The 26,285-nt window shown below is 70.1% G+C and carries 27 protein-coding genes and 1 pseudogene; 19 read left to right on the top strand and 9 right to left on the bottom strand.

The window, feature by feature from the left end; genetic code table 11:
• Positions 1 to 256 precede the first annotated feature (256 nt).
• Both KBX46_RS05120 and KBX46_RS05115 read left to right on the top strand, forming a co-directional pair.
• Positions 257 to 739, top strand: coding sequence for a suppressor of fused domain protein (locus tag KBX46_RS05120; RefSeq protein WP_210791231.1), 483 nt, complete (start codon positions 257 to 259; stop codon positions 737 to 739).
• A 296-nt stretch (positions 740 to 1,035) separates the two neighbouring features.
• On the top strand, positions 1,036 to 1,479 hold the full coding sequence (locus KBX46_RS05115; protein WP_210791230.1) for a hypothetical protein: 444 nt from the start codon (positions 1,036 to 1,038) through the stop codon (positions 1,477 to 1,479).
• A gap of 49 nt (positions 1,480 to 1,528) precedes the next feature.
• Here KBX46_RS05115 and KBX46_RS05110 read toward each other — a convergent pair whose 3' ends face one another.
• Positions 1,529 to 2,293 carry an ATP-grasp domain-containing protein gene (locus tag KBX46_RS05110; protein ID WP_210791228.1) on the bottom strand — a complete coding sequence of 255 codons (765 nt, stop codon included), beginning with the start codon at positions 2,291 to 2,293 and terminating at the stop codon, positions 1,529 to 1,531.
• A gap of 137 nt (positions 2,294 to 2,430) precedes the next feature.
• On the bottom strand, positions 2,431 to 3,114 hold the full coding sequence (locus KBX46_RS05105) for an ABATE domain-containing protein (RefSeq protein ID WP_210791226.1): 684 nt from the start codon (positions 3,112 to 3,114) through the stop codon (positions 2,431 to 2,433).
• Positions 3,115 to 3,143: 29 nt separating this feature from the next.
• Here KBX46_RS05105 and KBX46_RS05100 point away from each other — a divergent pair, with 29 nt between their 5' ends.
• From KBX46_RS05100 to KBX46_RS32845, 3 genes and pseudogenes are all read left to right on the top strand, one after another.
• Positions 3,144 to 4,361, top strand: a complete 1,218-nt coding sequence (locus tag KBX46_RS05100; protein WP_210791224.1) for an MFS transporter — start codon at positions 3,144 to 3,146, stop codon at positions 4,359 to 4,361.
• Positions 4,358 to 4,507: pseudogene (locus KBX46_RS05095) on the top strand (AraC family transcriptional regulator); the annotation flags it as partial. The gene KBX46_RS05100 and the pseudogene KBX46_RS05095, both read left to right, overlap by 4 nt.
• A gap of 198 nt (positions 4,508 to 4,705) precedes the next feature.
• The gene (locus KBX46_RS32845; protein WP_256439979.1) at positions 4,706 to 4,837 is read left to right on the top strand and encodes a hypothetical protein; all 132 of its coding nucleotides are present in this window, start codon (positions 4,706 to 4,708) and stop codon (positions 4,835 to 4,837) included.
• On the opposite strand, the gene KBX46_RS05090 is transcribed toward KBX46_RS32845, so the two are convergent.
• Positions 4,830 to 5,486 carry a type 1 glutamine amidotransferase domain-containing protein gene (locus KBX46_RS05090; RefSeq protein WP_231927158.1) on the bottom strand — a complete coding sequence of 219 codons (657 nt, stop codon included), beginning with the start codon at positions 5,484 to 5,486 and terminating at the stop codon, positions 4,830 to 4,832. The two genes, KBX46_RS32845 and KBX46_RS05090, sit on opposite strands and share 8 nt — an antisense overlap.
• Positions 5,487 to 5,617: 131 nt before the next feature.
• Here KBX46_RS05090 and KBX46_RS05085 point away from each other — a divergent pair, with 131 nt between their 5' ends.
• From KBX46_RS05085 to KBX46_RS05070, 4 genes are all read left to right on the top strand, one after another.
• Positions 5,618 to 6,019 (top strand): helix-turn-helix domain-containing protein, encoded by a 402-nt coding sequence (locus KBX46_RS05085; protein WP_088950468.1) that lies wholly within the window; start codon positions 5,618 to 5,620, stop codon positions 6,017 to 6,019.
• Positions 6,020 to 6,054: 35 nt separating this feature from the next.
• Positions 6,055 to 6,474 carry a VOC family protein gene (locus KBX46_RS05080; RefSeq protein ID WP_088952055.1) on the top strand — a complete coding sequence of 140 codons (420 nt, stop codon included), beginning with the start codon at positions 6,055 to 6,057 and terminating at the stop codon, positions 6,472 to 6,474.
• 11 nt (positions 6,475 to 6,485) lie between these two features.
• Positions 6,486 to 7,157, top strand: coding sequence for a DUF998 domain-containing protein (locus tag KBX46_RS05075; RefSeq protein ID WP_088950467.1), 672 nt, complete (start codon positions 6,486 to 6,488; stop codon positions 7,155 to 7,157).
• A 68-nt stretch (positions 7,158 to 7,225) separates the two neighbouring features.
• On the top strand, positions 7,226 to 7,870 hold the full coding sequence (locus tag KBX46_RS05070) for a histidine phosphatase family protein (RefSeq protein WP_210791222.1): 645 nt from the start codon (positions 7,226 to 7,228) through the stop codon (positions 7,868 to 7,870).
• Here KBX46_RS05070 and KBX46_RS05065 read toward each other — a convergent pair.
• Complete coding sequence (locus KBX46_RS05065) at positions 7,858 to 8,427, bottom strand: hypothetical protein (RefSeq protein ID WP_210791214.1); 570 nt, start codon at positions 8,425 to 8,427, stop codon at positions 7,858 to 7,860. The genes KBX46_RS05070 and KBX46_RS05065 overlap by 13 nt on opposite strands.
• A 167-nt stretch (positions 8,428 to 8,594) precedes the next feature.
• Here KBX46_RS05065 and KBX46_RS05060 point away from each other — a divergent pair, with 167 nt between their 5' ends.
• The 4 genes from KBX46_RS05060 (at position 8,595) to KBX46_RS32335 (ending at position 14,076) form a co-directional block, all read left to right on the top strand.
• Complete coding sequence (locus KBX46_RS05060) at positions 8,595 to 10,982, top strand: M4 family metallopeptidase (RefSeq protein ID WP_210791212.1); 2,388 nt, start codon at positions 8,595 to 8,597, stop codon at positions 10,980 to 10,982.
• 66 nt (positions 10,983 to 11,048) lie between these two features.
• A complete protein-coding gene (locus KBX46_RS05055; protein ID WP_210791210.1) occupies positions 11,049 to 11,816 on the top strand; it encodes an enoyl-CoA hydratase/isomerase family protein in 768 nt (255 codons plus the stop codon).
• A gap of 62 nt (positions 11,817 to 11,878) precedes the next feature.
• Positions 11,879 to 12,466, top strand: a complete 588-nt coding sequence (locus tag KBX46_RS05050; RefSeq protein ID WP_210791209.1) for a hypothetical protein — start codon at positions 11,879 to 11,881, stop codon at positions 12,464 to 12,466.
• 77 nt (positions 12,467 to 12,543) lie between these two features.
• Positions 12,544 to 14,076 (top strand): serine/threonine-protein kinase, encoded by a 1,533-nt coding sequence (locus KBX46_RS32335; protein WP_308159379.1) that lies wholly within the window; start codon positions 12,544 to 12,546, stop codon positions 14,074 to 14,076.
• Between the two features lie 70 nt (positions 14,077 to 14,146).
• Here the strand turns inward: KBX46_RS32335 and KBX46_RS05040 are convergent, their stop codons facing one another.
• From KBX46_RS05040 to KBX46_RS05030, 3 genes are all read right to left on the bottom strand, one after another.
• On the bottom strand, positions 14,147 to 14,590 hold the full coding sequence (locus KBX46_RS05040; protein ID WP_099849021.1) for an HNH endonuclease: 444 nt from the start codon (positions 14,588 to 14,590) through the stop codon (positions 14,147 to 14,149).
• 212 nt (positions 14,591 to 14,802) lie between these two features.
• Positions 14,803 to 16,011 (bottom strand): hypothetical protein, encoded by a 1,209-nt coding sequence (locus KBX46_RS05035; RefSeq protein ID WP_210791207.1) that lies wholly within the window; start codon positions 16,009 to 16,011, stop codon positions 14,803 to 14,805.
• A 158-nt stretch (positions 16,012 to 16,169) separates the two neighbouring features.
• Complete coding sequence (locus KBX46_RS05030; protein WP_210791205.1) at positions 16,170 to 17,723, bottom strand: carboxypeptidase regulatory-like domain-containing protein; 1,554 nt, start codon at positions 17,721 to 17,723, stop codon at positions 16,170 to 16,172.
• Between the two features lie 153 nt (positions 17,724 to 17,876).
• Here KBX46_RS05030 and KBX46_RS05025 point away from each other — a divergent pair, with 153 nt between their 5' ends.
• Positions 17,877 to 19,733 carry a hypothetical protein gene (locus KBX46_RS05025; RefSeq protein ID WP_210791204.1) on the top strand — a complete coding sequence of 619 codons (1,857 nt, stop codon included), beginning with the start codon at positions 17,877 to 17,879 and terminating at the stop codon, positions 19,731 to 19,733.
• A gap of 57 nt (positions 19,734 to 19,790) precedes the next feature.
• Here the strand turns inward: KBX46_RS05025 and KBX46_RS05020 are convergent, their stop codons facing one another.
• Together KBX46_RS05020 and KBX46_RS05015 are read right to left on the bottom strand one after the other, a co-directional pair.
• Positions 19,791 to 21,320 carry an FAD-dependent oxidoreductase gene (locus KBX46_RS05020; protein WP_210791202.1) on the bottom strand — a complete coding sequence of 510 codons (1,530 nt, stop codon included), beginning with the start codon at positions 21,318 to 21,320 and terminating at the stop codon, positions 19,791 to 19,793.
• A gap of 32 nt (positions 21,321 to 21,352) precedes the next feature.
• Entirely contained in the window at positions 21,353 to 21,835 is a 483-nt protein-coding gene (locus KBX46_RS05015) for an MSMEG_6728 family protein (RefSeq protein WP_088950458.1), read from the bottom strand.
• 96 nt (positions 21,836 to 21,931) lie between these two features.
• Here KBX46_RS05015 and KBX46_RS05010 point away from each other — a divergent pair, with 96 nt between their 5' ends.
• The 5 genes from KBX46_RS05010 to KBX46_RS04990 all read left to right on the top strand — a co-directional run bounded on the left by KBX46_RS05010 (position 21,932) and on the right by KBX46_RS04990 (position 26,116).
• Positions 21,932 to 23,902: an NAD-binding protein gene (locus KBX46_RS05010; RefSeq protein ID WP_247666974.1), complete on the top strand. Its 1,971-nt coding sequence runs from the start codon at positions 21,932 to 21,934 to the stop codon at positions 23,900 to 23,902.
• A gap of 64 nt (positions 23,903 to 23,966) precedes the next feature.
• Positions 23,967 to 24,203 (top strand): hypothetical protein, encoded by a 237-nt coding sequence (locus tag KBX46_RS05005; RefSeq protein ID WP_141911471.1) that lies wholly within the window; start codon positions 23,967 to 23,969, stop codon positions 24,201 to 24,203.
• Positions 24,181 to 24,984, top strand: coding sequence for a tetratricopeptide repeat protein (locus KBX46_RS05000; RefSeq protein WP_210791199.1), 804 nt, complete (start codon positions 24,181 to 24,183; stop codon positions 24,982 to 24,984). The genes KBX46_RS05005 and KBX46_RS05000 overlap by 23 nt, the downstream gene beginning before the upstream one ends.
• Positions 24,968 to 25,693, top strand: a complete 726-nt coding sequence (locus tag KBX46_RS04995) for a DUF416 family protein (RefSeq protein WP_210791197.1) — start codon at positions 24,968 to 24,970, stop codon at positions 25,691 to 25,693. Before KBX46_RS05000 ends, KBX46_RS04995 begins: the two co-directional genes overlap by 17 nt.
• A gap of 21 nt (positions 25,694 to 25,714) precedes the next feature.
• The gene (locus KBX46_RS04990) at positions 25,715 to 26,116 is read left to right on the top strand and encodes a hypothetical protein (RefSeq protein ID WP_141911466.1); all 402 of its coding nucleotides are present in this window, start codon (positions 25,715 to 25,717) and stop codon (positions 26,114 to 26,116) included.
• The last annotated feature ends 169 nt before the right edge of the window (positions 26,117 to 26,285 follow it).

Raw genomic sequence — 26,285 nt, 5'->3', positions numbered from 1 at the left:
TGAAGCGGCTACCACCGCTGGAAAGCGTCGAAGTTGGCGTGGGCACCGCCGAGGAGGGCAAAGCCGCTCTGGACAGCCTCACCCGATCGTTCGGCGAGCATCAGAGAAGCCTCGGCCCCTGACCGGGCTGGCCGGACAACCGGCTGCGGGCGATGCCGGGTCTCGTTTGATGCCTGACAGAACGGCGTCGAATAATGGCCGACATGATCACGGTGAGGCCGTGCGCGCCAGGATGTGAGGCGAGGAGGAGGGCACGGTGAAACGGAGGCGGCAACGGCTGGCGGCTGTGGAGGCGACCGAGGCTCACGTGCGGGCCTTCTTCGCTGGGCATGACGTTGAGATCGTCGACTACGACCTTGGGTTCGGCCGTCGCAGGGCTGTGCCCGACCTGCGCATCATGGTCGTCGGTCCAGGACCCCGCAGCGACTCCTGGGCATATGTCACCGCCGGCTGTTGGTCGGCGGTCAATCAGGACGGCCACGGGATTGAGTTCGTGATGACGTCGAAATTGCGGGAATCGACAATGGTCGATCTGATCGCCATGGTCGCCTACTACCACGCGGGCCATCGCCTCGACCACTGGCACACGATGCCGATTGGCGACCCTTGGCTCCCGGGCTCCGCGTGTGATCACCTGCTCGTCAGCTTGCCCTATCTGCACGGCCCAGACCTGGAGGCGTGCGCGTTGCCGTCTGGGCATGCCCGGCTCTTGTGGTTGTTGCCGATCACCACAGCCTAGAAGGCGTTCCGGCAGCAGCACGACACCGAGGCGTTGGAACAGCGATTCGACGATGCCGCGATCGACCCAACGGATCCGTTGCGCGCGTCCGTAGCCTGAAAGAACGAGTGTCACGAGCGAGCCGGGTCGACGCTGTCGGGAGGCGTCTGCCAGAGGCGCGCGACGGTCGTTTGCCGAAATCGTGAGGAGCGGTATGGGGCGAAGACGGCCCTACTGGCTTTTGCCGACGGAGACATCCGTCCGGCGCTGAGTGGTGCCAAGCGGTCGAGGCGAGCCGAAGGATCATCATGCACGGGATGCACTCGGTCGTGGACTGGCTCAGTTTCGCGGTCTGGGAGGACGGTGTGCTGATCAGGTCGCTGAGCCTGTCTCCGGACGGAGGCATCCAGGAAAACATCGGCAAGCCGTACGACTTCGAACTGCCGTACTGGGCCGGTGAGCATGCCGTCGAGCCCGTACCGGGCTGGCACAACCAGGACCCTTACCCGCTGCCGTTCCATCCCCTTGACTTGGGCGAGGAGGCGTTGCGCGCACTGTTCGGCTTCTCCGTCGAGGGCCGCTCTGCGCCGGACGACATCGACGCCGAGGCCGTTCACCTGCACGGCTTTCGGGTGACCGACCCGGCCGGCGAGGAACAGGCCGCCCGTGAGGCCGCGTACCGCAGCGGCACTACAGGCCATGGGACCACCGCGGAGGTACCGGATGGGACCGGACGGAACGATCCACGAGGTCGGCCCTGACAACCGCTCCTGGCGCTGCTTCAACTCGACGAGGTGGCGCTCACAGAGCCTAGATCGCACCGGTCACCTGAGGTCGTCGGATGAACTGTCGGTCGCGGGCGGTGACCGAAGCCGTTGGGCTGGCCGCTCGGAGGATGACATCGAGAACCAGGTCTGGATCCGCCAGGTAGGCGCCGCTGGCCCATGCGGCATTCGCCTCGATCACAGCCCAGGAGCCGTCGACCAGTCCAACGTCCACGACGATGGCGGAGGGCAGCGTGTGCCCGTATCCGGCGATGAGATCGGTGCCGAAGGCTAGTGCGTCAGTCGACGGAGGGCCGAGGTGCAACCGGCCGTGCGCGGCGTACTGGCTGCCTGTGTGGACGACGCCGTCGAGCAGGTGCAGCCGGTACTCGGCGGTGAAGTCGACGATGTCGCTGACGAGCACTGGAGTCCGTCGGTCGACAGCATCCGGGCCGGGCATGCGGGAGCCATCGGTGTAGATCATCGCCGGGATGTTCTTGTCGTTGGGCGACTTGATGAACGCCGGTCGCCGGAGTTCGTAGGCCTCGCCGATGGCGACCAAGGTGATCTCGCGGCGGGTAAGTTCACGAGGAAGGCCAGTCAGCCAGCCAGGTGCAGCCTCCAGGGGCGCGATCCCGAGCAGCGGTGCGACGACGTCGGCGAAGCTTGGTCCCGCATGAAGGTGATCAGCACGCAACCCGGCAGGTACGTCGAAAGTGCGAAGCTGGACGGTGCGTAGTCCGCGTCGGTGAGCGGCTTCGCGCAAGCTCTGAGCCGAGGCGGTCAGGCGCGGCGGCAGGACAAGTGTCACGGCCGATGATCCTGCCCGAATGCACCGTGACCGTTACAGCGGTTATCAGGCGTTCTGGTGCGGCCGGCGCGCGAGCGCGCGGTGGGCTGTCGACAGCAACGGGTATCCACCAGGCCTTCCCGACGGCGGCAGCGCGCTCATTTCGTCGCGCGCGTGCGTCGCGCTGCGACGTAGCGGCGCATCTTCTCGGCGGTTCCGCAGTCGTCCATGCTGCACCAGCGGCGGCTGCGGTTCTTGCTTTCGTCGTTGAAGATGAAGCGGCAGCCTCCGCATCCCTTGATCCGGTCCAGCGCACCCGTGGTGAGCAACTGGACCGCTGCGTGCACCACTGGCCGCAGAGGTCGGGCGAGCGTGTGGTCGTCTCGCCAGACCCAGTCGAACGTGCTGCCGCCCTCAAGCTGTGCGTGGCCGAGTGCGTCCGCTTCGTCGTCGCGCAGCCGGGCCAGTGCAGACGTGCTCGGGGCTTCTCCAACGGTCAGCGGCCGAAACACCTCGTCGAGGTAGTCGCGGGTGTGCAGGGCTCGCGAGAAGGCAGCGCTGGCGCCGTCCGGGTCGTTGCGGGACAGCCGGCGCAGCGCTGTCGCCTCTGTCTCGGTGAGGGCGCCCGCGTGAACCCCCCAGGCGACCAGCTCGGGATAGCCGGTCAGCACGTCGTCGTCCGGGAGCCCGACGGGTGGGCCGGAGCGGGTGTTGATGAAGTCCAGGGCGAGGTTGCCGCCCACCAGGTTCATCCGCGTGACGCCCTCGACTGTTTCCATCAAAACCAACTTTACCAATTGACCGTCGGCAAGGGGGATCGCTAGCTTGTTTCTGGCGTACATGATTTAGCCGGTAACAAGGGGAGGGTCGGATGGGCCACAGGCGAGCAGTGGGAGCACTGATCGGTTTGTCGGGCGGGACGTTCCTCTACACCACAGCGGAGGCGCTGCCGATCGGGCTGCTGCTCCCGATGGCGGCGGACCTTGCCGTCTCGCCGTCGCAGGTGGGCATGCTTGTCACCGCGTACGGCGCGGTGGTCGTCGTCGCCTCGATCCCGCTGACGGCGTTGGCCAGGAGAATCCCCCGTCGGCGACTGCTGTCCGCGCTCCTGGCCGGCTTCGTGGTGAGCACCGCGATCACGGTGTTCGCGAGCTCGTTCGCGCTGCTGCTGGCGGCCAGGATGGCAACCGCGGCGACCCATGCGTTGTTCTGGGCTGTGGTGGTGCCGGCCGCGGCCGAGCTGTTCCGACCCGGACTGCGCGGTCGGGTGGTCGCGATCGTGTTCGCCGGCGGCAGCGTCGCTCTGGTCCTGGGCGTGCCCGCGGGCACCTGGCTGGGCGAACGTGCCGGTTGGCGGGTGTCGTTCCTGGCGGTGGCCGGGCTCGGCGCGATCGTGCTCGTCGCGGTGGCCTCGCTCCTGCCGTCGACGCCACCCAACGAGGGACATGCCGCCCGGGGCGCGACACCCGACGTCTACCGCTTCTGGCTGCTGGTCGCGGTGGCCATCCTGGCGACCGCCGGTGCCATCGCCGGCTACACGTACGTCGCCCTCTTCGTCACCGAGGTCAGCGGGTTCGCCGCCTCGGCGGTCGGGGCCATCCTGCTGGTGCGCGGCGTTGCCAGCGTGCTCGGGATCCTCGCCGTCGGAGTGGTGGTGGACCGCAGCCCGTGGCTCGCCCTGGCTGCGACCGTCACCCTCCAGTCGGTGGCACTGCTCGGGCTGTACGCGGTCGGCCACCGGCCGGCGGCTGCCGTGGGCCTGCTCGCCCTGGCCGGGCTGGCGTTCGCGGCGTTCACCGCGGTGCTCGGTGGCATTGTGCTCGAGGTTGCGCCTGGGCGCTCCGACCTCGCCGCCGCCACCGTCTCTGCCGCTGTCAACGTCGGCATCACCGGTGGCGCCCTGGTCGCCGGCCTCGCGCTACCGAGCCACGGTGTGCGCAGCACGGTGCTGCTGGGCGCGCTGCTCGGCGTCGTCGCTCTGATGATGGTCGCCGGTGCTTTCACCGGGCGGCGGCGCGCTACCCGACCGGCGAAGGCACCGGCGGTAGCCTGGGGCCGGGCGACGAGCGGAGTGGACGGGGGCCGATGAGTCGCGCGGTGGAGGAGTCGAACCGGGCGATGCTGCGTGCCCGGGACGCGATGGACCGGGCGTACGCCGAGCCGCTGGACATCCCGGCGCTGGCCCGGATCGCGCTCGTCTCCGAGGCGCACTTCATCCGGACCTTCCGGGCCTCTCCCTAACGCCGAGTACCGACGGTCGGGGTGCGTTCCAGGACCCGACACACGTCGCGTTCTACAACGAGAACTTTTTCTGGTACTTCACCGATCAGCAGTACGCGCGCTTCGTCCCGGACCCTACGTGGTGGCGAACCTGGTCGCGATCAAGGACGAGACCTGGAACGGGGGACTGTTGACGATGTGAGGTGAGGCGGGGTGACCGTGATCCGTCGCAGCTCGGACGGCCCGTCGACGCTCGTCGCGCTGGACGACGTCACCGACCTGCCGCCCGAGCTGCGTGCCACCGGCCCGCCAGACGACTACCGGATCCGACCGGCGCTCAGCTGAGCAGCTTCACCACGGCGTCGGCCACGGCGCGGGCGGACTGCGGGTTCTGACCGGTCACCAGGCGGCCGTCGACCACCGCGTGCTCGGTGAAGTCCGGCGCCGGTACGTGCTGCGCGCCAGCCTCGGTGAGCTTGTCGGCGAGCAGGAAAGGCACCTCGTCGGTGAGGCCGACGGAGGCCTCCTCGCTGTTCGTGAAGCCGGCCACCCGCTTGCCGGCGACGAGCCGGGAGCCGTCGGTGAGGGTCAGGTTCACCAGCGCCGCCGGACCGTGGCAGACGGCGGCCACCACGCCGCCGCGCTCGTGGACCGAGCGGGCGATGCGGGCCAGGTCGGGGTCGTCGGGGAAGTCCCACATGGTGCCGTGACCTCCGGCGAAGAGGATCACGTCGTACCCGGCCGGGTCGACGTCGGCGGCCCTCGGGGTGTCCGTTACGCCGGCGGTGGCGAGGAAGTCGTTCTGGGTGCTGTCGTTCTCGTCCCGGCCGTCTACCGGCGGCTCGCCGCCGGCCACGGACACCAGGTCTACGTCGTAGCCAGCGGCCCGGAACACCTCCCACGGCTCGGCGGCCTCGCCGACGTAGTAGCCGGTCGAGCGGCCGGTGCGGCCCAGCTCGGAGTGACTGGTCAGGGCGATGAGTGCACGAGTCATGCCCTCCATGCTGGCGTGGTCGGTCCGTCCCGGCCATAGGCCGATGTCACAGCGGAGACGGGTTTGAAAGCCGGGTCACCGGGGTCGGCGGTAGCCTGGGGCCGGGCAACGAGCAGGGCGGACGGGGGCCGATGAGCCGCGCGGTGGAGGAGTCGAACCGGGCGATGCTGCGCGCCCGGGACGCGATGGACCGGGCGTACGCCGAGCCGCTGGACATCCCGGCGCTGGCCCGGATCGCGCTCGTCTCTGAGGCGCACTTCATCCGGACCTTCCGGGCCACGTTCGGTGAGACCCCGCACCGCTACCTGCAACGCCGCAGGGTGGAGCGCGCGATGGCACTGCTCGTGGAGTCGAACCGGGATGTTACGGACATCTGCTATGCCGTCGGCTTCGGCAGCCTGGGCACGTTCAGCCGTACGTTCCGGCAGATCGTCGGGGAGTCGCCCTCGGATTTCCGGCGGCACCGCGTCGCGGCGGCCAATGTGCCGTCGTGCTTCGCCAAAGCGTGGACCCGACCCAGCAGTTTTGGATAAGCCGCAGGTCACGGTCTACCTCTAGCGTCATGGGCATGACGATGAACGCGATCAGCCGCTCCCAGATCTACGTCCTCGACCAGGACGCCGCGCTTGACTTCTATGTCAACAAGCTCGGCATGGAGGTCAACACCGACCAGGACCTCGGTTTCATGCGGTGGTTGACGGTCAACCTGCCCGGCGACCCGGAGCGCGAGATCCTGCTGGAGAAGCCGGGCCCGCCCGCACTGGACCCGGCCACCGCCGAGCAGGTCCGGGAGCTGCTCACCAAGGGTGCCCTCGGCGGGTACCTCTTCATGACCACCGACGACGCCCGCAAGACGCACGAGGATCTTGTGGCGAAGGGCGTAGAGATCACCGACGAGCCGACCGAACGCCCGTATGGGATCGACTTCGGCATCCGGGACCCGTTCGGCAACCGGATCCGCATCGGCCAGATGTTCCCACGGGCGTAGGGGAGCCGACGATGAGCCAGGCTGCACCTTTCCCGCTGGTAGGACCGGCCGCTGTCGGTCGGGACCGCGCACTGCTGATCGGCGGTGTGCTGGCCGGCCCGATCTTCGTCGGCTCGGCGATCGTGCAGGCGTCGACCCGGGACGGCTTCGACTTTCGCCGGCATCCGGTCAGCGTGTTGAGCACCGGCGAGCTGGGCTGGATCCAGATCGTCACGTTCCTGGTCACCGGCGCGCTCTGCGCGCTGGCCGCCGACGCGCTGCGCCGCCGTACCGGCGGAGGCGGCGGGTCGGTCTGGCTTCCCCGGCTGCTCGCGCTGTATGGGCTGGGCCTGATCGGCGCGGCGATCTTCAGCGCCGACCCGGCCGACGGGTTCCCGGTCGGCACGCCCCGGGGCGCCGGTCAGATCAGCTGGCACGGCGGCCTGCACTTCCTGGTGGCGGCGGTCGCCTTCGTGTCGCTGATCGCGGCGACCGTGGTGGCGGGCCGTCGGGCCGCACGGCAGGGGGCACGTGGTCGAGCCGCGTACAGCCTGGTGATCGGGGTCTTCTTCGCGGTGGCCTGGGTCGCCCTGATCGTCCGACCGGCTCCGGCCGTGATGGTGGCGTTCGGTCTGGCGGTGACGGCCGGTTGGCTGTGGGTGTCGGTCACCTTCGCGCGAGCGGCGTCCGGCCAGGCCGACTGAGCTGACGGCCGCAGGCCCGGGAGGTGCGGGGTGGAGCCCGCACCTCCCGGTGTGTTGAGGTGGGCGGCATGGTGACTCGCCTGCTGTACCTTGCCCGACACGCCGAGCAGGACCTGACCGCGCTGCGGGAGTCGGATGCCGGTGAACCGGACACCGGCCTGACGGAGCGCGGCCAGCAGCAGGCCACGCTGCTCGGCGAGCGCCTGCGAGGCCGCCGGTTCGCCGCCGTCCACCACGGACCGCTGCGCCGGGCCGCGCAGACCGCCGAGCTGATCGCCAGGTCGCTGCCCGAAGCTCCGGTGTACGCGACGGAGCTGGCCGGCGACCACCTCCCACACGACACGGACCCGGCCGGCCTGCCGCCCGCGTACGCCACATTCCTGGCGCAGTTCTCGGCTGCCGAGCGGGCCGACGGGCCGCGGGTGACGGCGGAGGCCGTGCGGCGGTTCACCGGCCCGGTCCCGGAGGAAGCTCCCGATGGCGAGCCGGTCCGCGAGCTGGTCGTGACGCACACTTTCCTGATCGCCTGGCTGGTGCGGCACGCCCTCGACGCGCCGGAGCGGCGATGGCTGGGCTTGAACCTGCACAACGCGGGGTTGACAGTGATCCGGTACAGCTCCGGTGGCCCACCCAACCTGATCGCCCTCAACGACGTGGCCCACCTGCCGCCGGAGCTGCGTGGCACCGGCCTGCCTCCGGACTACGTGGCCTGAGTGCCGGTGGCCCGCAGCAGCAGCTCGACCAGCGCGCGGGTGGCCGGCAGCTGTTGCGTGTCGTCGCTGGGGCAGTCGTCGTACCCGACCTCGATGGTGCCGACGGTCAGCCGGTAGCTGAACACGTCTGTGCAGATGGTCGCGCCGGCCGTCTGGCGGGCCTCGGCGGCCAGCCGGGCGTCGGCGGTAAGCCCGCGCAGCCGGCCGAGGTCGGCGGGAGTGAGTTGGCCGGTACGCCGCCCGCCGGCGCGGTCCACGGCCGTCCACCGGCCGTCCGGCTCGACGGTCACGGTGTCAGCGCGGCCGGCGAAGCCGCCGGAGCGAAACAGCATCACCCGCGTCGACGCGCTATCGGTGGCCGGCGGCCCGGTCGGCAACGTGGAGGCGGGGCCCGCGGTTGGCGTCCGCGGGGCGTCGGTGGCCGGCCCGGTCGGGACGGGGTCGGCGCTGGTCGGCGGCTGGTCACGAGCGTCGCCGGTGCGGTCGGTGCTGGTGCAGCCGGCCAGGAGCGCGACCAGTAGGGCGAACGTGACGCCGGCTGTCGAGACGGGTCTCATGTCCGTCGGACGTGCTGGGGCAGGTATTGGTTCCCTCGTCAAGCCCCTCATCCGTTCGGTCAATGTCGATGCCTGACATCAGTTCAGGGCTTCTCTTTTCTTCAATACATAGCTATATCTACATGCGTGACTACCTCCGTCACATCCTTCTCCTCTCAGGAGCGCACTTGAAAAGAGCTCTTGCCGCCGTCAGTGCAGTGCTGCTCACCAGCGGCCTGCTGACCTGCGTCGTCACCCCGGCGCACGCGGCCCCGCCCACCTCTCCCGCGCCGGACGCCTCCGCTGCGGCCCGAGCGGCAACCGTCCTACGAGCGAACCCCGGCGCCGTCCAGGGTTCGAGCGCCGAGTCCTACCAGGTGCGCAGCACCAAGGTGGACCCCAGCGGCGCTGCCCACACCCGCTACACCAGGACCTACCAGGGCCTACGGGTGTACGGCGGTGACTTCGTCATCCACACCGCGCCGAACGGCACGTACGCCGGCAGTTCGGTCGGGCTGGCCGCGCCGCTGACCCTCGCCACCTCGGCCAGGACCACCGCGGCGGCCGCGAAGAAGGCCGCCAGCGCCCGGTTCGTCGGTAAGGCCGAGGCGGTGGGCACGCCGGAGCTGTTCGTGGACGCCAGTTCCGGGCAGGGTCGACTGGCCTGGGAGACCGTGGTCAGCGGATGGCAGCCCGACGGGCAGACCCCGTCCCGGCTGCACGTGATCACCGACGCCGCCACCGGCGCGACCGTCGGGTCGTACGACGAGATCGAGTCGGTGGTCGGCAGCGGCCAGGGCATCTACACCGGCTCGGTCAGCATCGACACGACGCTCTCCGGCAGCACGTACCAGATGATCGATCCGTCGCACGGCAACGGCCGTACCTGCGACATGAACAACGGCACGTCGACCTGCACCACCTTCACCGACGCCGACAACGCGTGGGGCACCGGGGCCAACTCCAACCGGCAGTCCGCCGGCGTGGACGCGCACTTCGGCGCGGCGAAGACGTTCGACTACTTCAAGAACGTCCACGCCCGCAACGGCATCTTCGGCAACGGCTCCGGCGTGCCGAGCCGGGTGCACTACGGCAACAACTACGTCAACGCCTTCTGGGACGGCGCCCAGATGACCTACGGTGACGGCTCCAGCAACTCCCGCCCCCTCGTCTCGCTGGACGTGGCTGGGCACGAGATGAGCCACGGTGTCACCGAAGCGCTGGCCGGCCTGGTCTACTCCGGCGAATCCGGCGGCCTCAACGAGGCCACCAGTGACATCTTCGGCAACATGGTGGAGTTCTACGCCGCCGCGCCGAGCGACCCGGGCGACTACCAGGTCGGCGAGAAGATCAACATCAACAACAACGGCACGCCGCTGCGCTACATGTACAACCCGTCGCTGGACGGCTCGTCCGACAGCTGCTGGTCCACCAGCACCAAGAACAAGGACGTGCACTACTCCTCCGGCGTGGCCAACCACTTCTTCTTCAACCTGGCCGAGGGCACCGGCGCCACCTCGTACGGCACCTCCCCGGTCTGCGGTTCCGCCCCCGCGGTGACCGGCATCGGCCGGGCCAAGGCCGAGAAGATCTGGTACCGGGCGCTGGACGTCTACTTCACCTCCAACACGGCGTACGTCAGCACCAGCAACCCGGCGAACACCTCCCGCGCGTACAGCCTGCGGGCAGCCACCGACCTGTACGGAAGCTGCTCCACCGAGTACAAGGCCGTGCAGGCCGCCTGGACCGCGGTGAACGTGGCCGGCAGTGACTCGGCCTGCTCGACCGGCAACGACTTCTCGGTCGCGCTCTCGCCGACCGCCGGCTCGGTCAACCCGGGCAGCGCGGTCTCCACCACCGTGTCCACCGCCACCACCAGTGGCTCGGCGCAGACGGTGACGTTCTCAGCGTCCGGCCTGCCCAGCGGGGCCAGCGCCGCGTTCAGCCCCGCCTCGGTGACCTCGGGCGGCTCGTCCACCCTCACCATCAGCACCTCGGCGAGCACCCCGCCCGGCACCTACTCGATCACCGTGAACGGTGCGGGCGCGGTCACCCGCAGCGCCACCTACCGACTCACCGTGAACGGCACCGGCGGTGGCTGCACCGCGCCGGGGCAGAAGCTGGCCAACCCGGGCTTCGAGTCCGGCGCGACCGGTTGGACCGCCAGCTCCGGCGTCATCACCACCTCCAGCAGCCAGGCCGCCCGCACCGGGTCGTACAAGGCATGGCTGAACGGGTACGGCAGCACCCGCACCGAGACGCTCGCCCAGTCGGTGAGCCTGCCGGCCGGCTGCTCGTCGTACGCGCTCAGCTTCTGGCTGCACATCGACTCGGCCGAGACCACCACCAGCGTCGCTTACGACAAGCTCAACGTGCAGGTGCTGAACTCGAGCGGAACCGTTCTGGCCACGCTGGCGACCTACTCGAACCTGAACAAGGCCACCGGCTACAGCCAGAAGTCCTTCTCCCTGGCGGCGTACGCCGGCCAGACCGTCAACCTGAAGTTCACCGGCACCGAGGACTCCTCGCTGCAGACGTCCTTCGTGGTCGACGACACCGCGCTGACCGTCTCCTGACCTGACCGCGGGCCCAGCGACCGCCCCTCGGGGTGGCCGCTGGGCCCGCGCCGTTATGGTCGCCGTATGTCGGACGCGGAGTTGACCGTCGAGGTGACCGGACCGGTCGCAACCGTGGTGATCCACAACCCGGCCCGGCGCAACGCGATGACCGCAGCCATGTGGCGTCAGCTCCCCGAACTGCTCGACCGGCTCGAACCCGACCCGGGCGTACGAGCGTTGGTGCTCACCGGCGCGGGCGACGCCTTCTGCGCGGGTGCCGACCTCGGCGACCTGGCCGAGCTGTTGGACGCCGGCGACGCCAGCATCGCGGTGGCCGCCGAGGAACGGCTGGCCAGTTTCGCCAAGCCGACCGTCGCAGCCATCCGAGGCGCCTGCGTCGGGGGTGGCGCTCAGCTCGCGGTCGCCTGCGACCTGCGGATCGCTGCGGACGGCGCCAGGTTCGGCGTACCGCCGGCCCGGCTCGGTCTGGTCTATCCGGCACCGACGACGCTGCGGCTGGCCCGGCTGGTCGGCCCGTCCGCCGCCAAGCATCTGCTGTTCACCGCCGAGCTGATCGACTCCGAGCGCGCCCTGCGGATCGGCCTGGTCGACGAGGTGCTGCCTGCCGATCGGCTCGCCGGGCGGGTGGACGAACTGGTGATGACGATCGCCCAGCGGTCACCACTGAGCGTCGCCGCCGCCAAGGAGATCATCGACGACCGTGCCGGGCCCGCGCGGATCGCCTGGTGGCACCGGAAGGTCGCGACCACCGGCGAGGCCCGCGAGGGGGTCGCGGCGATGGCCGAGCGGCGTACGCCCCGCTTCGCCTGGCGGGCACCGGCCGACGACTGACCGGTTTGAGCCGTCGACGTCGATGGGTAGTCCCCGCTCCACACGGTGATCGGGGGACCACTATGGACGCGGCAGCATCGAATCGGGGGCAGACCGAGCGGGGCCAACGGCGACTCCGTCTGATTCTTCTCTTCGTGCTGCTGCCCGCCGTGGTCGGCGGTCTCGCGGTGGGTGTCGCGACCGGTGGTGAGAACACCGGCATCTTCGACGGCGACCCGCCGCACTGGGCGAGCAACCTCGGCCTCGTCCTGGTGATCGTCGGAGTCGTCATCGAGGTGGCCGCAGCCATCTGGCTGGTCGCCACCGGCCGCTACCGGTCGGGACGACAGTCGCCCCTGATCGGGCTCAGCTGGTCGCATCGTCGCCGGCTGGATCGGCAGGTGCGACGCGACGCACCCGAGGCCGACGAAGACCCGGCTCTGCTCGTGGAGACCGCCAGACAGTTCGTCAGTCAGCGCTATCTCGCGGTGCTGTGCGCTGGGCTGGTGATGACGAGCGTCGGCCAGGTCTTCGTGGGGTTCGCGCCGTTCCACGCATTGATCGGCGGCTTGCTGCTGGTGATCTGGGTGGTGCTGATCGTGTCGGTCCTGCGAAACGCCCGACGGGGTGAGGCGTTCCTCCGGAACCACCCGGATCTGAGCGAGCGGTAGCCGAAGCTCCGTCCCACCCATCGCAACACCTCGATCCGGGGTGGCCCGCCGCCGGTCGGTACGGCAGGCTGTCGGTCGTGCAGCGTGATCAGTTGCTTGCGGGGCGCTACCGGCTCCTGGAACGCCTCGGCAGTGGTGGCATGTCGGCGGTGCACCGGGCGTACGACGAAGTGCTCGAACGGGACGTCGCGGTGAAGGTGCTCGTCGCCACCGACCACAACGCGCGGCAGCGGATCCGGGCTGAGGCCAAGGCCGCGGCCCGTCTGTCGCACCCGCATGTCACCAGCGTCTACGACTTCGGCGAGTCGTTGGTCGACGGTGCCCAGGTCCCGTTCGTGGTGATGGAGATGCTCGGCGGTCACACCCTCGAACAACGGCTGGCGGCCGGGCCGTTGCCGCCCCGCGAGGGTCTGCGGGTCTGCGCCCAGGTGGCCTCCGCGCTGGCCTGCGCGCACGGCCAGGATCTGGTGCACCGCGACATCAAGCCGGCCAACGTGATGCTCACGCCCACCGGCGCCAAGGTGCTCGACTTCGGCATCGCTGCGGCCGCCGGTGAGTCGGAGATCGACTTCGAGGGGCGGCTGCTGGGCACGCCGGCCTACCTGGCTCCGGAGCGACTGGAGGCCGGCGAGGTGTTGCCGGCCTGCGACGTGTACGCCCTCGGCCTGCTGCTGCACCGGGTGCTCACCGGCCGGCTGCCGTGGCCCGCCGAGGCGCAGACCGGGATGCTCCGCGCCCACACGCACGTCGAGCCGGATCCGCTGCCCCCGGTCGACGGCGTACCGCCCGAGGTGCACCGGCTCTACCGCTGGTGCCTGGCCCGCGACCCCGCCGACCGGCCGCCGGCCGTCGAGGCGGCCCGCATCCTGCTCGCCGCCGCCAGCGCAGCGACTGCCGTGGTCGAGGCGGCCGGCGCTGTCGACCCGGCGGCCGACGGGACCGAGCAGTCCGGCGACACGCCCGCCGATGCGAGCGAGCCGACCGGGCCGACGAGCGAGCCGACCGGGCCGAAGGTCGAGACGGGCGAGGCGGCTGCCGGGTCCACGCCCCGGCGAGGAGCGTGGCGTCGGGGGCGGGCCGTGCTGGCGGTCAGCTGCGCGGTGATCGCCGCGCTGGCGATTGCCGGGTCGCTCGGTGACTCGCACAACCGTCGGCTCGGGCAGAAGGGGCCGACGGGGATCGGCCCGGGCACCACCACTGTGGGAATGCCGCGCAGTGAGGAGCCGGCCGACACCGGACCGGCCGCCGTCCCGCCGGCCGGGAGCACCGCGCCCGCTTCCCGGTCTGCCCCTCGGGCCAGGCCGAGCCCGACCGTCACCACCCCCGGGCCGACCCCGACCAGGGATGCACCGACGCCCACACCCACGCCCACCCCTGGCTCGGGTGCGTCCGTGGACGCGCGAGGCGGGACGGTCACCATTCGCTGCGTCGGGAAGTCCGTCGAGGTGCTCGCGGTGACGCTCGCGCCCGGGTTCCGGGTCGAGGCGTACGACCCGGGCCCGGCGAAGCAGATCCAGGTCGAGCTGGTCTCCTCCGAGTACCGCAGTGAGATCCGGGTGCGCTGCCCCGGCGGCAGCCCGAAATCGAGGGTCAGGGAACGCGCCGTCTGACCGGGGGCCGGCGGGTGCCGCGCCCGGGACGTACCCGGAACGCGGCCCCCCGTTCCCGCCGGCCGGTCCGTCACCGCCCGGCCAGCGCCCCCCACCCGGGGTTGACCGGCTCCCGGCGCAGCGGCATGCCCGCTTCCGACGGCGTCCGGTCACCCTTGCGCTGGTTGCAGGCGTAGCAGGCGGCGGTGGTGTTCCGCCAGGTGTTCCGACCGCCGCGCGAGCGGGGCAGGATGTGGTCGATCGTGGAGGCGGACCCACCGCAGTACGCGCAGCACCTGTCGTCGCGGCGCAGCACCCCGGCACGGGACCAGGCCGGCCCGGAGTTGAACCTCCACCGGGTGACCACGAAACGGACCAGCCGCACCACCCGGGGCATCGGGAAGACCCCGATCACCCGGTCCGGCTCGGCCTCGTGGATCTCGGCCACCCGACGGCAGAGCATCCGTACGGCGTGTTGGACGGTGACCCGGTGCAGCGGGCCGAGGTCGGCGTTGATGACGAGGACGGCGTCCACCGGGACTCCTTTCCAGAGGCTGACGGACAGCGAAGAGCCGCCCGGTCCGGCTGTCGGACGGGGCGGCTCACCGCGTACGGATACGCGTCAGTCGGGCCGGCCCGCCCGGGGACCTTCCGCTCGGCAACCGCCGCCGGGCAGCGTCGACGGCACGATGGTGACGTGCGACATCGCCATGAGCTGCTCCCGCGGTGGTGGTTGACCTTGCGCGCTCACGGTAGGCCGGGACGGGACAGACGGGCAACGGATTTCGATCGGCTGGTCTCGTCGGAACGTCGTTGGCGGCGGGTGGGGGTGGTGGCGTCCGTCGAGATGTGGGCGGTGGTCAGCGGGCGGTTCAGTCGCAGGGCCATCCGCACTGTGAGTTCGCTGTCCAGCAGGGGTCGGTTGACCTCACCGGCGACCGCCAGCGCCGGGCCCGACACCGACCGCCAGATCGCGGCCAGACCGGCGCCGAGGCCCACCAGGGCGACGGTGGCCCGGGTGGCCGGTGAGCCGGCGGCCGCGGCGGCACTCACCCCGACCACGGCGAAGAGCACCAGCAGCACGGGTACGAGCACCGGCCAGAAGATGCCGCGTGCCGCCTGCGCCACCAGCCGCCGGTCCCGGATCATCAGGTTCCTGGCGATCACCGCGTAGTCCTCCTCGTCGAGCAGGTCGCGCGGATGCAGGCCGCCGGTGAGCACGTCGCGCCAGAGGTCGCCCTGGCCGCGCAGGGCCCGGCTCAGCTCGGCTGGCGCCGGCACGGCCGGGTCCCCGAGGCCGGCCCGGCCGACAGCGCTCGACCAGGCGGCGAGTGACCGGCGCACCACCGCGGCCGAGTACGGCGGCAGGACGGTGGCCAGCTCGTCCAACCACCGGCGGATCTGGATCTGCCGCCCACCGAACTGCCTCAGCAACTGGGCGGCGTCGCCGGCTCGGACGGTGTCGGCCACCGATCGGCCCAGCCGGTAGGCCAGGCCGACCCGGTGGTTGGTGGCCATCGTCCAGCGGAGCACGTCCACGTTGAGGTCGTCGAGGGCGAGCAGCAGGGGTACCGGGTCTGCGGGGTCGGCCCGGTCCAGGTCGGGGAGCAGGGCCCGGGCGGAGGCGGTGTCGGGCACCGGCCCGTTGTGCCGGGTGAGGTCGGCGATCTGGGCCAGGGCGACGTCCACCCCGTCGAGGTACATCCGCATCCGGCGGTGGGCGGACATCTCGGTGAGGTTGGAGAGCTTGGCCGGGGGTACGGCCGGTCGGGCCTCGACGGGAGCGCCGAGCTCCGCGTGCTGCCCGTGGTGGTAGGCGTCCGCCATCCACCAGCCCAGCCGCAGCGCGGTGACGATGCACGCGCGTTCGTCGCGGATCAGGGGGTACGCGTCGTCGCGGCCGATCTCGTCGTTCGGCGGGCCGCTTTCCGCGCCGACGCGGTGCAGTGGTGACATCTGCCGCTGCCCTCCCGCCCGGTCGATCGACGGTTGATCAATCGAGCGTACGACAGCAAATAGTCGCTTATAGCAGCTTTGGTGGTTTTAGCGGCCGTAGTGAGCGAAGGGCCGCGCCAGGCGTACCGGCGCGGCCCCTCGTTCTGAATCTGCCCAGGTCAGGAGGGATCTGACAGGACGATCCTGATCTGCTTGTTGGCGCCGTCACGAAGGGCGACGCCACGTGCGGAGGCGAGGTCGGACCCCCCGTACCAGCCGCCGACCCACGGCGGATTCGGCACGTACCGGATCTTGACCGACTGGTCGGTCATCCCCTCGATGACCCGCTGGCCGTAGAACGAGTACTCCTTGACCAGGTCCCCGGTGCGGGCGTTGTAGACCTCGCCCGCGAGCCAGCCGTTGTACGGCTGGCCGTCCGCCGACGTCACGCCGATGCTCAACCGGGGGCCGTTCTTGCCGAGCGAGATGTCGGCGACGCCCGGTTGGTCGGTTCCGGCCCTGGTCGTCGCGGCGGTCTTGCGGTCCGACGCGTTGCCCGTCCACACCGCCGCATACGGCTCGGTGTAGTCGTAGAAGTGCGAGAACTCCAGCGGCCAGTCGTACGGCCCGAGGTTCGGCACCGTGTAGGTGCCGTCGGAGTCGGTGCAGAACGGGCCGATCCCGGGCGCGCCGGAGCCCTGACGTGTCGGCAGCACCGACGCGCAGCCGTTGGTGAGGGGCTGACCGGTTTCGGTGTCCCGAATCGTGCCGGTGATCCGGGCCGCCGGGTCCAGCTTGACGGTGGGCACGGTGCTGAGCAGCCCGGCATGACCATCGACCCGCAGCGCGTCATACTGCCGGCCGACGCCCCCACGGCGTCCCACCCACTGCATGCCGTGCACCTCGTCGGCCGGTAGCGCCAGCAGGGTGTACTCACCCGGCTGCAACTCTCCGATGGTGATCCGGCCCTGCTCGTCGGTGTAGTTGACGCCCCATTCGCACGTGTCGCTGTCCACCGAGCCGAAGGTCAGTGACAGTGCCGCGACACAGACGTTCGGGACCGGATCCCCACTGGCCCGGTCGACGACGGTGGTGGTGATTGCGGTGGTTGGGCGGAGGGCGACCTCGACCGTGGTGGTCTGACCGAGGGTCACCTTGACGTTCTTGACCTCCTGCGCGGCATGCAGGCCGTCCGAGGAGCGCAGCTCCAGGGTGAACGTTCCCGACTCCAGGTTCGCCAGGCGAATCCTGCCGTCGGTGGCGCCGCACTGCTGGTCGTACGGGCGGACGCCCGCGCAGTACGCGTTCACCGGGCCGCCGCTGACCGCGTCGGTCGCGAGCACCTCGACGACGCCGGGCAGGAGCATCTGCTCCTCCGGCACCGTCGTGGTGACGCCGGACGCGACGGTGACCACGTCGGCCGTGGAGTAGCCGAGCTTTTGGTGCGACCACTGGAACCGGCCGAGGAAGCCATACTGGATCTTGTAGGTGCCAACCGGGACGGAGGCGAACCGGAAGTTGCCGTCAGCGTCGGACACGACCTGCCCACCGCTGGCACCATCTGTGGTGAAGAGGTTGACCGTGACGTTGCCGGGCTTCTCGGTCACCACGTGGCCGGTGATGGCGCCGCTGTCGGGCTCCACGGCCTGCGCCGGAGTTGCGGCCAGAGTGGCGGCGAGGGTGAGCGCGGTCGCCGAGGCGAGCATGAAGATTCTGCGGGCGGGTCTGTTCATCGTTCCCCGTTCAGGCGGAGGGTGTGGCGCAGCCGTCGGATTCTGGCTGATGCTCCGCGTCGATCGAAAACGGGGCCGCCGCCGTCGGTCCAAGTCACTACGATCCGAGCGGTCGCCGCCGCTCTGCTGGCGACCGTACAGGAGGAACTCCACTTGAGATTCACAAGTCGCGGTGTCCGGCCGGGCGGGCATATGCCGGTGCTGGCCGCCGTCGCCACGCTGGCGCTGGGAGCTGTCGTCCTCTCGCCCGGTCCGGCCGCCGCCGCCGAACCCCACCACGTGTTCACACCGTCGCTCCTCGCCTACACCGACTCCACCACCCCGGACACCGCGGTCTTCTACCCCAGCGGGGGAGAGATCCCGGTCGGGTCGTGGCGGGATGACGCCGGCAGCACGCACTCCTCCCGCATCTACGTAACGTTCGACATCGGCGGGATCTACGTCGGTCGGCTGAGCCAGGCGACCCTCGTCGGGCGGGAAAGCCGCGCCAACGACTGCGCACGCGCGCGTGCCACCGTCGCCCAGGCCACGGCCTCCTTCACGGCTGAGAACAGTTGGTCGAACCCGCCGGCCACGGTCGGCAAGGCGGTCGCCGCGACCGCCGAGGGCGCTGATTGCGCCTCCTGGCGGACCAAATGGGACTTGACCGCCGCGTTGACCAGGGCGCTGGGCCGGGGCGAGCACCAACTCACCACCGAGCTTCGGGTGCCCAAGCGGAACGAGGGGGATGTCTCCTACGGCCGCTGGCTGGAGAGCAACGAGTTCCGGTTCGAGGTGGAGCTGACGAACACCGCCCCGCTCAAGCCGACCAAGCTCTTCAACGCGAACACCGACACCCCCTGCGGTCCGGAATACTTCGCCGGATCGGAATTTGCCGCATACGCCAACATGACGGACCGGGATCGGGACCCGTACGACGCGCTGACCGCCGAGATCGAGTACTGGCCGCTCGCCGACCCGTCCGCTGTCACGCCTGTCGACCCCGGCATTTCCAGCGGCCCCGACGGTCTCGACGCGGTCGGCCAGATGCCGGTGGCCTCGCTCGCGGACGGGGAGTACGCCTGGCACGCCCGGACATTCGACCAGCGGGCCTGGTCACCCTGGAGCGATCCGTGCCATTTCACTGTGGATCGCACCAAGCCTGCCGTCTCGCCGACCGTCGCCTCTCCGGAATATCCGGAGAACCCGGCGAACCCGACCGGCAGCCGTGAGACCGAGGGCACCTTCCTGTTCACGTCGCATGGCGTCGCGGACGTGGTGAGCTTCCGGTACGGCGACAGCCAGGGAGCTCTCTACAACCAGGTGCCAGCCGACCAGCTCGGCGGCGCGGCCACCATTCGGTGGCGACCTCGCGACGCGGGCGAACAGACGCTGTACGTGGCGAGCATGGATCGCGCCGGCAACAGCTCTCCGGTGCGGGCCTACACGTTCAACGTGCGCGACCTGGCCGTCAACGCGTGGTCGACGGCCCAACAGCCCGACCCTTCCGGTAACGGAATGGCGGTCACGATGCGGTTCAGCACCCAGCCCGGCAACGGCATCACCACCATCGCCTATCGGGTGGACGGTGGGTCGGAGCAGTTGGCGACCGTGGGAGCCGACGGGGTCGCCGAGCCGGTCCTGGCGCCCCTCAAGGGCGGTGAGCACCAGCTCAGCTACGTCGGCCGGAGCGCCTCTGGCGAGCCGGGGTATCAGCAGGAGACGACCTTCTTCGTCGACGATGGGCCCACCATCACCTCGGACGGTGTCTATCCGATCGACGGCTCCGGCGGTGGCGTCGGCGTCCCCGGGGTCTTCACGGTCTCTCCGGCGGTGACCAAGGGCGCCACCTCGGTGCGGTGGTTCGACAGTGTCGACAACAACCCCAGAGTGGTTCCGCTGGCCACCGACGGCAAGGCCACGATCACCTGGACGCCCACGACGGCCGGCTGGACCTACTTCTGGTTCACCGTCGAGTACGCCGACGGCAGCTTGTCCAGTTACCGGTCGTTCTCGGTCACTGTCAACTGATCCGACGCGGGGGTGCGGGCACGCACCCGCACTCCCGCGCCAGGTCTTCCACGCAGGTCAGGGCTTCCGGGCGAGCAGTCCACGTGGTCGGATCGAGCGCACCGGCTCGGCCGAGGCGCCCTCGGCGCGCAGGATGTGGTTCGCGGCGATGATCCCGGTCGCCGCCGAGCGTTCCATCAACGCGCTCGGGAAGTCCGTGGCGATGCCGTCCCCGGCCAGGTAGACGCCGGTCGCGTCGGTGCGTACCCCGGGTCGCCAGGCGTGGCTGCCCGGCGTGAACGCCGGCGCCTGCGCCTCGACCCGGGCCCGCAGCTCGCGGACCCGCAGGTCGCCGGCCTCCGGCCAGAGCGCGACCAGCTCGCGGCGCATCCGCTCGGCCAGCTCCTCCGCCGGCACGCCGGGCTCGCAGGCGTACGCGTGCAGCTCGATGACCGACCCGCCGGTCTGCCGCGCCCAGCGCCGCGGCTCGTTCTCCAACCGGTGGTAGAGGGTCACCGAGTCCAGAGTGGGCTGCCGGGACACGCCGTTGAACACCGCCCGCTCGGCGGCCACGTCCCCGTCACACCAGAACCGCGCCACCGCGTACGGCGGGCCGGGCTGGCCGAAGGCGGGCATCCGCGCCGCCAGCTCCGGTGCCTGCCCGGTCAGGTCCGGGGAGGCCGCGACCAGCGCGGCGAGCGCCGGCGGGTCGACGGCGAGCACGACGTGACCGGCCGGGTGGCTGCCGTCGTCGGTGGTCGTCACCCGCCAGCCGTCGCCGTCGCGGTGCACACCGGTCGCGGCGGAGCTGGTCAGCACCCGGCCGCCGTGCTTCTCGACGTGCCGGGTCAGGGGCTCCCAGATCGCCGTGGCGTAGTCCTCGTCGGGGCAGTCGAACGCCAGCCCCTCCGGGTTGCCGAGCAGGTAGAAGTGGAACTGGGCGACCATCTCGGCGGCCGACATCTCCGCCTCGTGGTTGAAGAACGAGTGCGAGAAGACCTCGAACAGCATGGCCCGCGCCCGGTCCGGCAGTCGTAGCGACGCCAGCAGCTCGTCGGCGGTGGTGCCGTCCAACTCGGCGTAGGTGCGTACCGGGTCGTAGCTGAGCAGCGGCAGTGCGGCGTCCCGATCCATCAGTCGCAGGTCGGCCAGGCGCAGGCTGGGGCTGCGCAACAGCAACGCGAGAAGGTTCGTCGGCGGTGCCGGCGGCAGCTTGCCGAACTCCTCGGTCGGCCACTGCTCGCTGAGGATCGGGTAGCCCGGGATGGGCTTGAGGAAACCCAGGTCTTTGTCGACCCGGCGGAGAATCGACCGCCAGTTGTAGTACTGCCGGAAGAACGCATGGAAGCCGTGCTCGTTCTGCTGGCTGCCGTCGGCGAGCGCCTCCGGCCAGGCGCCCAGTCGACCACCGAGCGTCGGCGCAGCCTCCAGCACCGTCACCGCCACACCCCGCTCGGCCAGCACCACCGCCGCCGACATGCCGGCGATGCCACCACCAACCACCACCGCCGTGGCCGGTCGCAGCACGCGGTCCGCGCCACCGCCGCCCGGGTCCACCAGGTGCTGGCGTACGCCGATGAGCCGACCCACCACTTGCGACAGCGCCATGGGCACCTACCTCTCTCGGGCCCCAGTCTCCCCTACTCCAGGCATCGGCGCGCGCGGTCGGAGGCAGGCCAGACGTACTCCAGGTCTGCTGGAACGTCGTCACCGAAGAGGGGCCGGTAGTGCGCCGGGTCCTTGCGGACCAGCGACGAGCGGTGGCTCAGGTGCAGGTCGTCGCGGCCCAGCCACGGTGGTAGTTCGCCGTCCCGGGCCAGCTCGTCCTGGGTCCGTACGACACCGGCCCCGCAGGCGGCGGCGAGGTCGACGGTCATCGTGGTGGCACAGGTGTCCGCCCGCCCCGGTTCGGTCCACACCGCGCACATGTCCAGCCCGTAGCGGGTGAGCGCCTCCTCGTACCCGGCCCACATCTTCACCGCCGGGTGGTTGCGCCAGCCGTACCCGGGTCGGGTGAGCCCGCGCAGCACCTGGATGGCCTCCACCCGTTGCTTGCCCAGCCGCTTCTGGTCCAGCGTCCGGGCGCTGGCCAGAAAGTCCGGGTACGGGAGGAACGTCTGCATGTCGCTGCTCTACCCGTCGCCAGGGCGGGCATGCCTGGCCGGGGGGATGATCCGGACGGGGTCGCCCACCCTGGCCGTGCTGATTACGATCCGGGCATGGCGGAGCCGTGGCGGGACCGGGCGCGACGGGCGGTCGAGTGGAACTGGCGGCTGCGCTCCGCCGGTGATCCACGACCGCACTATGTGATCTGCGGGAAGGACGCGCTCGCCTACTACGTGGCCAGGGCGATGCTCGAATCCGAGCTGCCGACGGGCGGCGCCCGGGTGACCGTCGTGGTGCCGGAGCGTTACCGCAGCAACGGCCCGGACGTGGCGGCACTGCGGGGGGTCCGGGTGGTCCGCTCGGATCGGCTGGACGTGGCCACCTTCGAGGCCGCCGGTCTGGCCGGGGCGTCCGGGCTGGCCCTGCTCCACCAGGACGACGTGGGCAACCTGCACGCAGCGCTCTGCGCCCAAGCCGTCGACCAGCGGGTCCGCCAGGTGCTGCGAATGTTCAACGGCACCCTCGCCGACGGTGTGCGCAAGCTCCTCAAGGCATCGGTCGAGGTGCTCTCCGACGCCGAGATGGCCGCGCCGGCCTTCGTGGCAGCCGCGCTCGGCGAGGTCGACCCGAGTTCCTTCCAACACCGGGACAAGACGCTGCGGGTGGCCCGCCGGGCCGACGTCCGGCCGCAGGACGTGGTCTGCGCACTGGCCCACCTCACCGAGGCGCAGGGGGTGGAGCTGCTTCCGGCCGAGCAGGCTGGCGCGGACCTGGTGCTCGCCGAGGCGACGGGGCAGCCACCCGGCACCGAGGTCGCCGCCCGTCGACTGGTCCGGGCCCGTCGGCGACGCCGTCCGGTCGCGGTGCTGCTGGGCGCGGTACGCGGCTTCGCGACCCGCAAGATCGGCGTTGCGGTGATGCTGGTGCTCGCGGTGATCGCGGTGCTGGGGGCGCTGATCTCCCGCACCGAGGGCGCCTCCCCACTGGAAGCCCTGTATCTGACGCTGGTGACCACGCTCAGCGGCGCCGACCCGGACACCACCAAACCAGCCGGCGCGCAGATCATGCAGGTGGTGCTCAACCTGGCCGGGCTGGCGCTGATTCCGCTGATCACCGCCGTCGTGGTGGACGGCATCGTCAACGCACGACTGGCCCTGCACACGGGCCAGTTGCAACCCGCGCGGGTCGGGCACGTCGTGCTGATCGGCCTGGGCAACGTCGGCACCCGGGTGATGGCGCAGCTTCGCGAGTACGACGTCGAGGTGGTGGCGATCGACAAGGACCCGGAGCCGCGCGGCGCCGCCCTGGCCCGTCAGCTGGAGGTGCCGCTGATCGTCGGTGACGCCGCGCTGCCGGAGACGCTGGTCGCCGCGTCGGTGGCCGACTGTCAGGCGCTGGTGGTGGCGTCCACCGACGACGTGGCCAACCTGGAGGCGGCGCTCGCGGCCCGTGATCTTCGTGGCGACCTGCGGGTGGTGCTGCGGTTCTTCGACGGTGACTTCGCCGAGCGGGTGGAGGAGACCTTCGCCCTCGGCGTCTCCCGGTCGGTCTCCTACCTGGCCGCCCCGGCCTTCATCGGTGCCCTCACCGAACGGGCGGTGATCACCACCATCCCGGTCGACCGGCACGCGCTGCCGGTCGCCGAGGTGCCGGTCGCCGCCGGCTCCGAGTTGGACGGCCGGCCCCTGGGCATGGTCAACCGGGACGGGCAGGTCCGGCTGATCGCCCGGACCCCGGCCGGTGGCGGCAAGACGATCTGGTGGAAGGACCTCGACCCTCGCCAGGTGATCTTCGCGGGCGACCGGTTGACAGTGGTCGCCCGGCGGCGCGGACTGGACTGGCTGACGCGGCAGTGTGCCCCGCCAGCCCGCCCGGGCCCGGTCTCCCGGCCGGCCGGAGCGGTCCACGGCGGAGTGCCCACTCCAGCGGCGGCGTCTCCCTCGGTGCCGGGCCAGACGGACTCGGGGGCCGGCGTGGCCCACCCCGTTGCCCCCGCCGCAGGCGCTTCCTCGACAATCGCTGGCGGCCCACCGGACGACTTCGCGCTGACCCGCCGACATGACGAGAGCGGCGAGGTGAGCTGACATCACCCGGCGGCGCGGCCGCTGCGCTATCCACCTGGTCAGGGAAGAAGGGCAGCGTAAGTGGTTGTCAATCACCGACTCGTGGTCATCGGGTTGCCTGCCGATCAAGAACGGGCTCTATCGTGCTGATGGCCTGGCTCGAGCGGTGCGAGTGGGGTCCAGGCAGCCCGGCGGTCTGGAACTGCTTGATTCGTTCTCCCACGCAGGGATTCTCTCGGACGACCCGGAATACGTGACCTACGTCGACGTCACCGGGTTGGTCATGGAGGTGGAGTTGGATGATGCTGCATTCGATCTATGACCGGGGGAGTTGGGACCGCCAGGATCCGGTTGAAGTGGCGGACTCGTGCCTCAGGTCTGCTGCCGCAGGCGATGACTCGGCTGTCGCTGAACTGCTTCGCCTGTGCCCTGTGCTGAAGGCGCAGGCTGACCTCGGAAACACTCGTGCACGTACGATGTTGGGCGTCATTTTCATGCTGTATGTCGACGCTCCGGAGGAGACTGTCGACCTCCTGAGTCAGTCCGCCGCCGAGGGCGACGTGGTCGCTCAGCGGACTCTGGCGTACCTGCTGGAGCGAGGGCAGGGGGTCGCCTCTGACAAGGAAAGGGCGATGCGGCTCTATCGTGCGGCAGCCGAGGGTGGAGACGGGATAGCTGCCTTCAACCTTGGCCTGCATTACGCCAATGGCGAATTCCTTGCGGTCGACATCCCTAACGCCGTGCGATGGTTGAGGGTAGCTGCGAAGGCGGAAGTCACTGAGGCGTACCCGTTCCTGGGAAACCATCTGGCTGCCCTTGACCTTGATGAAGAAGCGTTCGAGTGGTATCTCTTCGGCGCCGAGGCGGGTCAGTCCAACTGTATGTTCGTCGTGGGCAGTTGGTACCGGGACGGCATTGGGACGAGCGTGGATCTGGTGCAGGGTCTGCGGTGGTTCATTGCGATGCTCAATGAGGGCAGCGGCGACGGAGTGCACGAGGCCCATCAGCTGGTCTCACGGATGACCTCCGAAGAGGTTCGAGAGGCTGCTCGCCTGGCGGGCCGACCATTCGACGCGGAGGTGTTCCTTGAGCAAGGAAACTGAGCCCTCTTGCCGTCCTGAAGCTGGAGCAGCGTCTACCGAGAGCTTCAACGGTCAGCGGCTGCGCACGGTCCTTGCCGCACTCGAACCGTGGCAGCGTGTTGCGTTCGCGGTCAGTTGTGTCGAGGTTCTGGTGCCGTCCTATGTCAAGTTCAGCGAGCCGGACCAGATCGGTGACGCTGACCTCGTGCGAGCCAGCGTCGATGCTGTCTGGTCGGCCTCGGCCGGTCATCAGCCGGCTGTGCACTGTCCCGAGTTGCCCTCGCCGGACGCAGTGAAGGAGTTGCTGCCCTCGGAGGATGACTGGAATGACTGGGCACCTCAGGCGGAGGATGCGGTCGCGTCGCTCATCTACCTGCTTGAGCTGGTGGGCAGCGATGACGTCACCTACGCCGTCTACGCAGCCGAGCGGGCATATGCGGCGGCCGACGAGCTCTCGGCTCGGGAGCAGGGCCTTGGGGTGCTCGACGCCGATGACCGTGAGGCTCTGCTTGGGTCGCCGTCAGTCCAGGTTGAGCTGCGGCGGCAGGCGGAGGCTCTCACAATTCTCGGAGACTCCGCCGGTGACCGGTCAGCCGTCGCAGAGCTTCGCGCCGTTGCTCGACGAATTCCGGTCGGTGGTGTGCGGCAACTGCCGTGGGACGACGGTGTTCTTAATGGCGACACGGACGCTCCCTGTCAGACCCTGGGCAGCTTCTCGGCCGCTTCGTAAGTGATTAAAGATCGGTTGAGGGTGGCCGGCTTCCACGTGCTCGAGGCGTATGACATGGCGGAAGGGCTGCCGTCCGAACAGGAAGCCTGGAAGCCGGTCGTCAGTTCGCCGGCAAGCCCCGGATGGTCGGTCGCACTGGCCGCGGTCGATGCAGTGGAACAGGTGGAGCGACGATGGCGCCGTTTGGTGCATGAGCGCGGGTTGACGAGCGGCGATGGCACCCTGCTAATCGGCCTCACAGGGCACAGTGACGAAAGGCGTTGGGTGGCGGTGCGGCTGCCGGACGGGCCGTTGGCGCTCGACGCGCTCGGTCCGAATCCTGGCGAGCCGGAGTTTGTCGCGATGTCACTGGCCGGCGATGCCGTATGCGGGGTAACGGCAGAGGAGTACGAGTTGTGGGTGGTATGCGCACGACTTGATTGAGCGGGGGCCGATGAGACAATCGTACGACGCGGAAAGGAGTCGGTATGGCAGCGCTGAGCGAACACATAAATGTCTACACAACGCAATCACAGTCCTCGAAATAAGCGATTCTCGATTTGGTACGACAGATTTGAATACAAGAATCCAGGCGAGTACATAAGCTCTTGGT

Origin of the sequence: Micromonospora sp. C81, from assembly GCF_018070425.1 — a bacterium.
Lineage (GTDB): Bacteria > Actinomycetota > Actinomycetes > Mycobacteriales > Micromonosporaceae > Micromonospora > Micromonospora zamorensis.
Note: the sequence above shows the minus strand (reverse complement) of the source record. Positions and strands in the feature narration are given on the sequence as shown.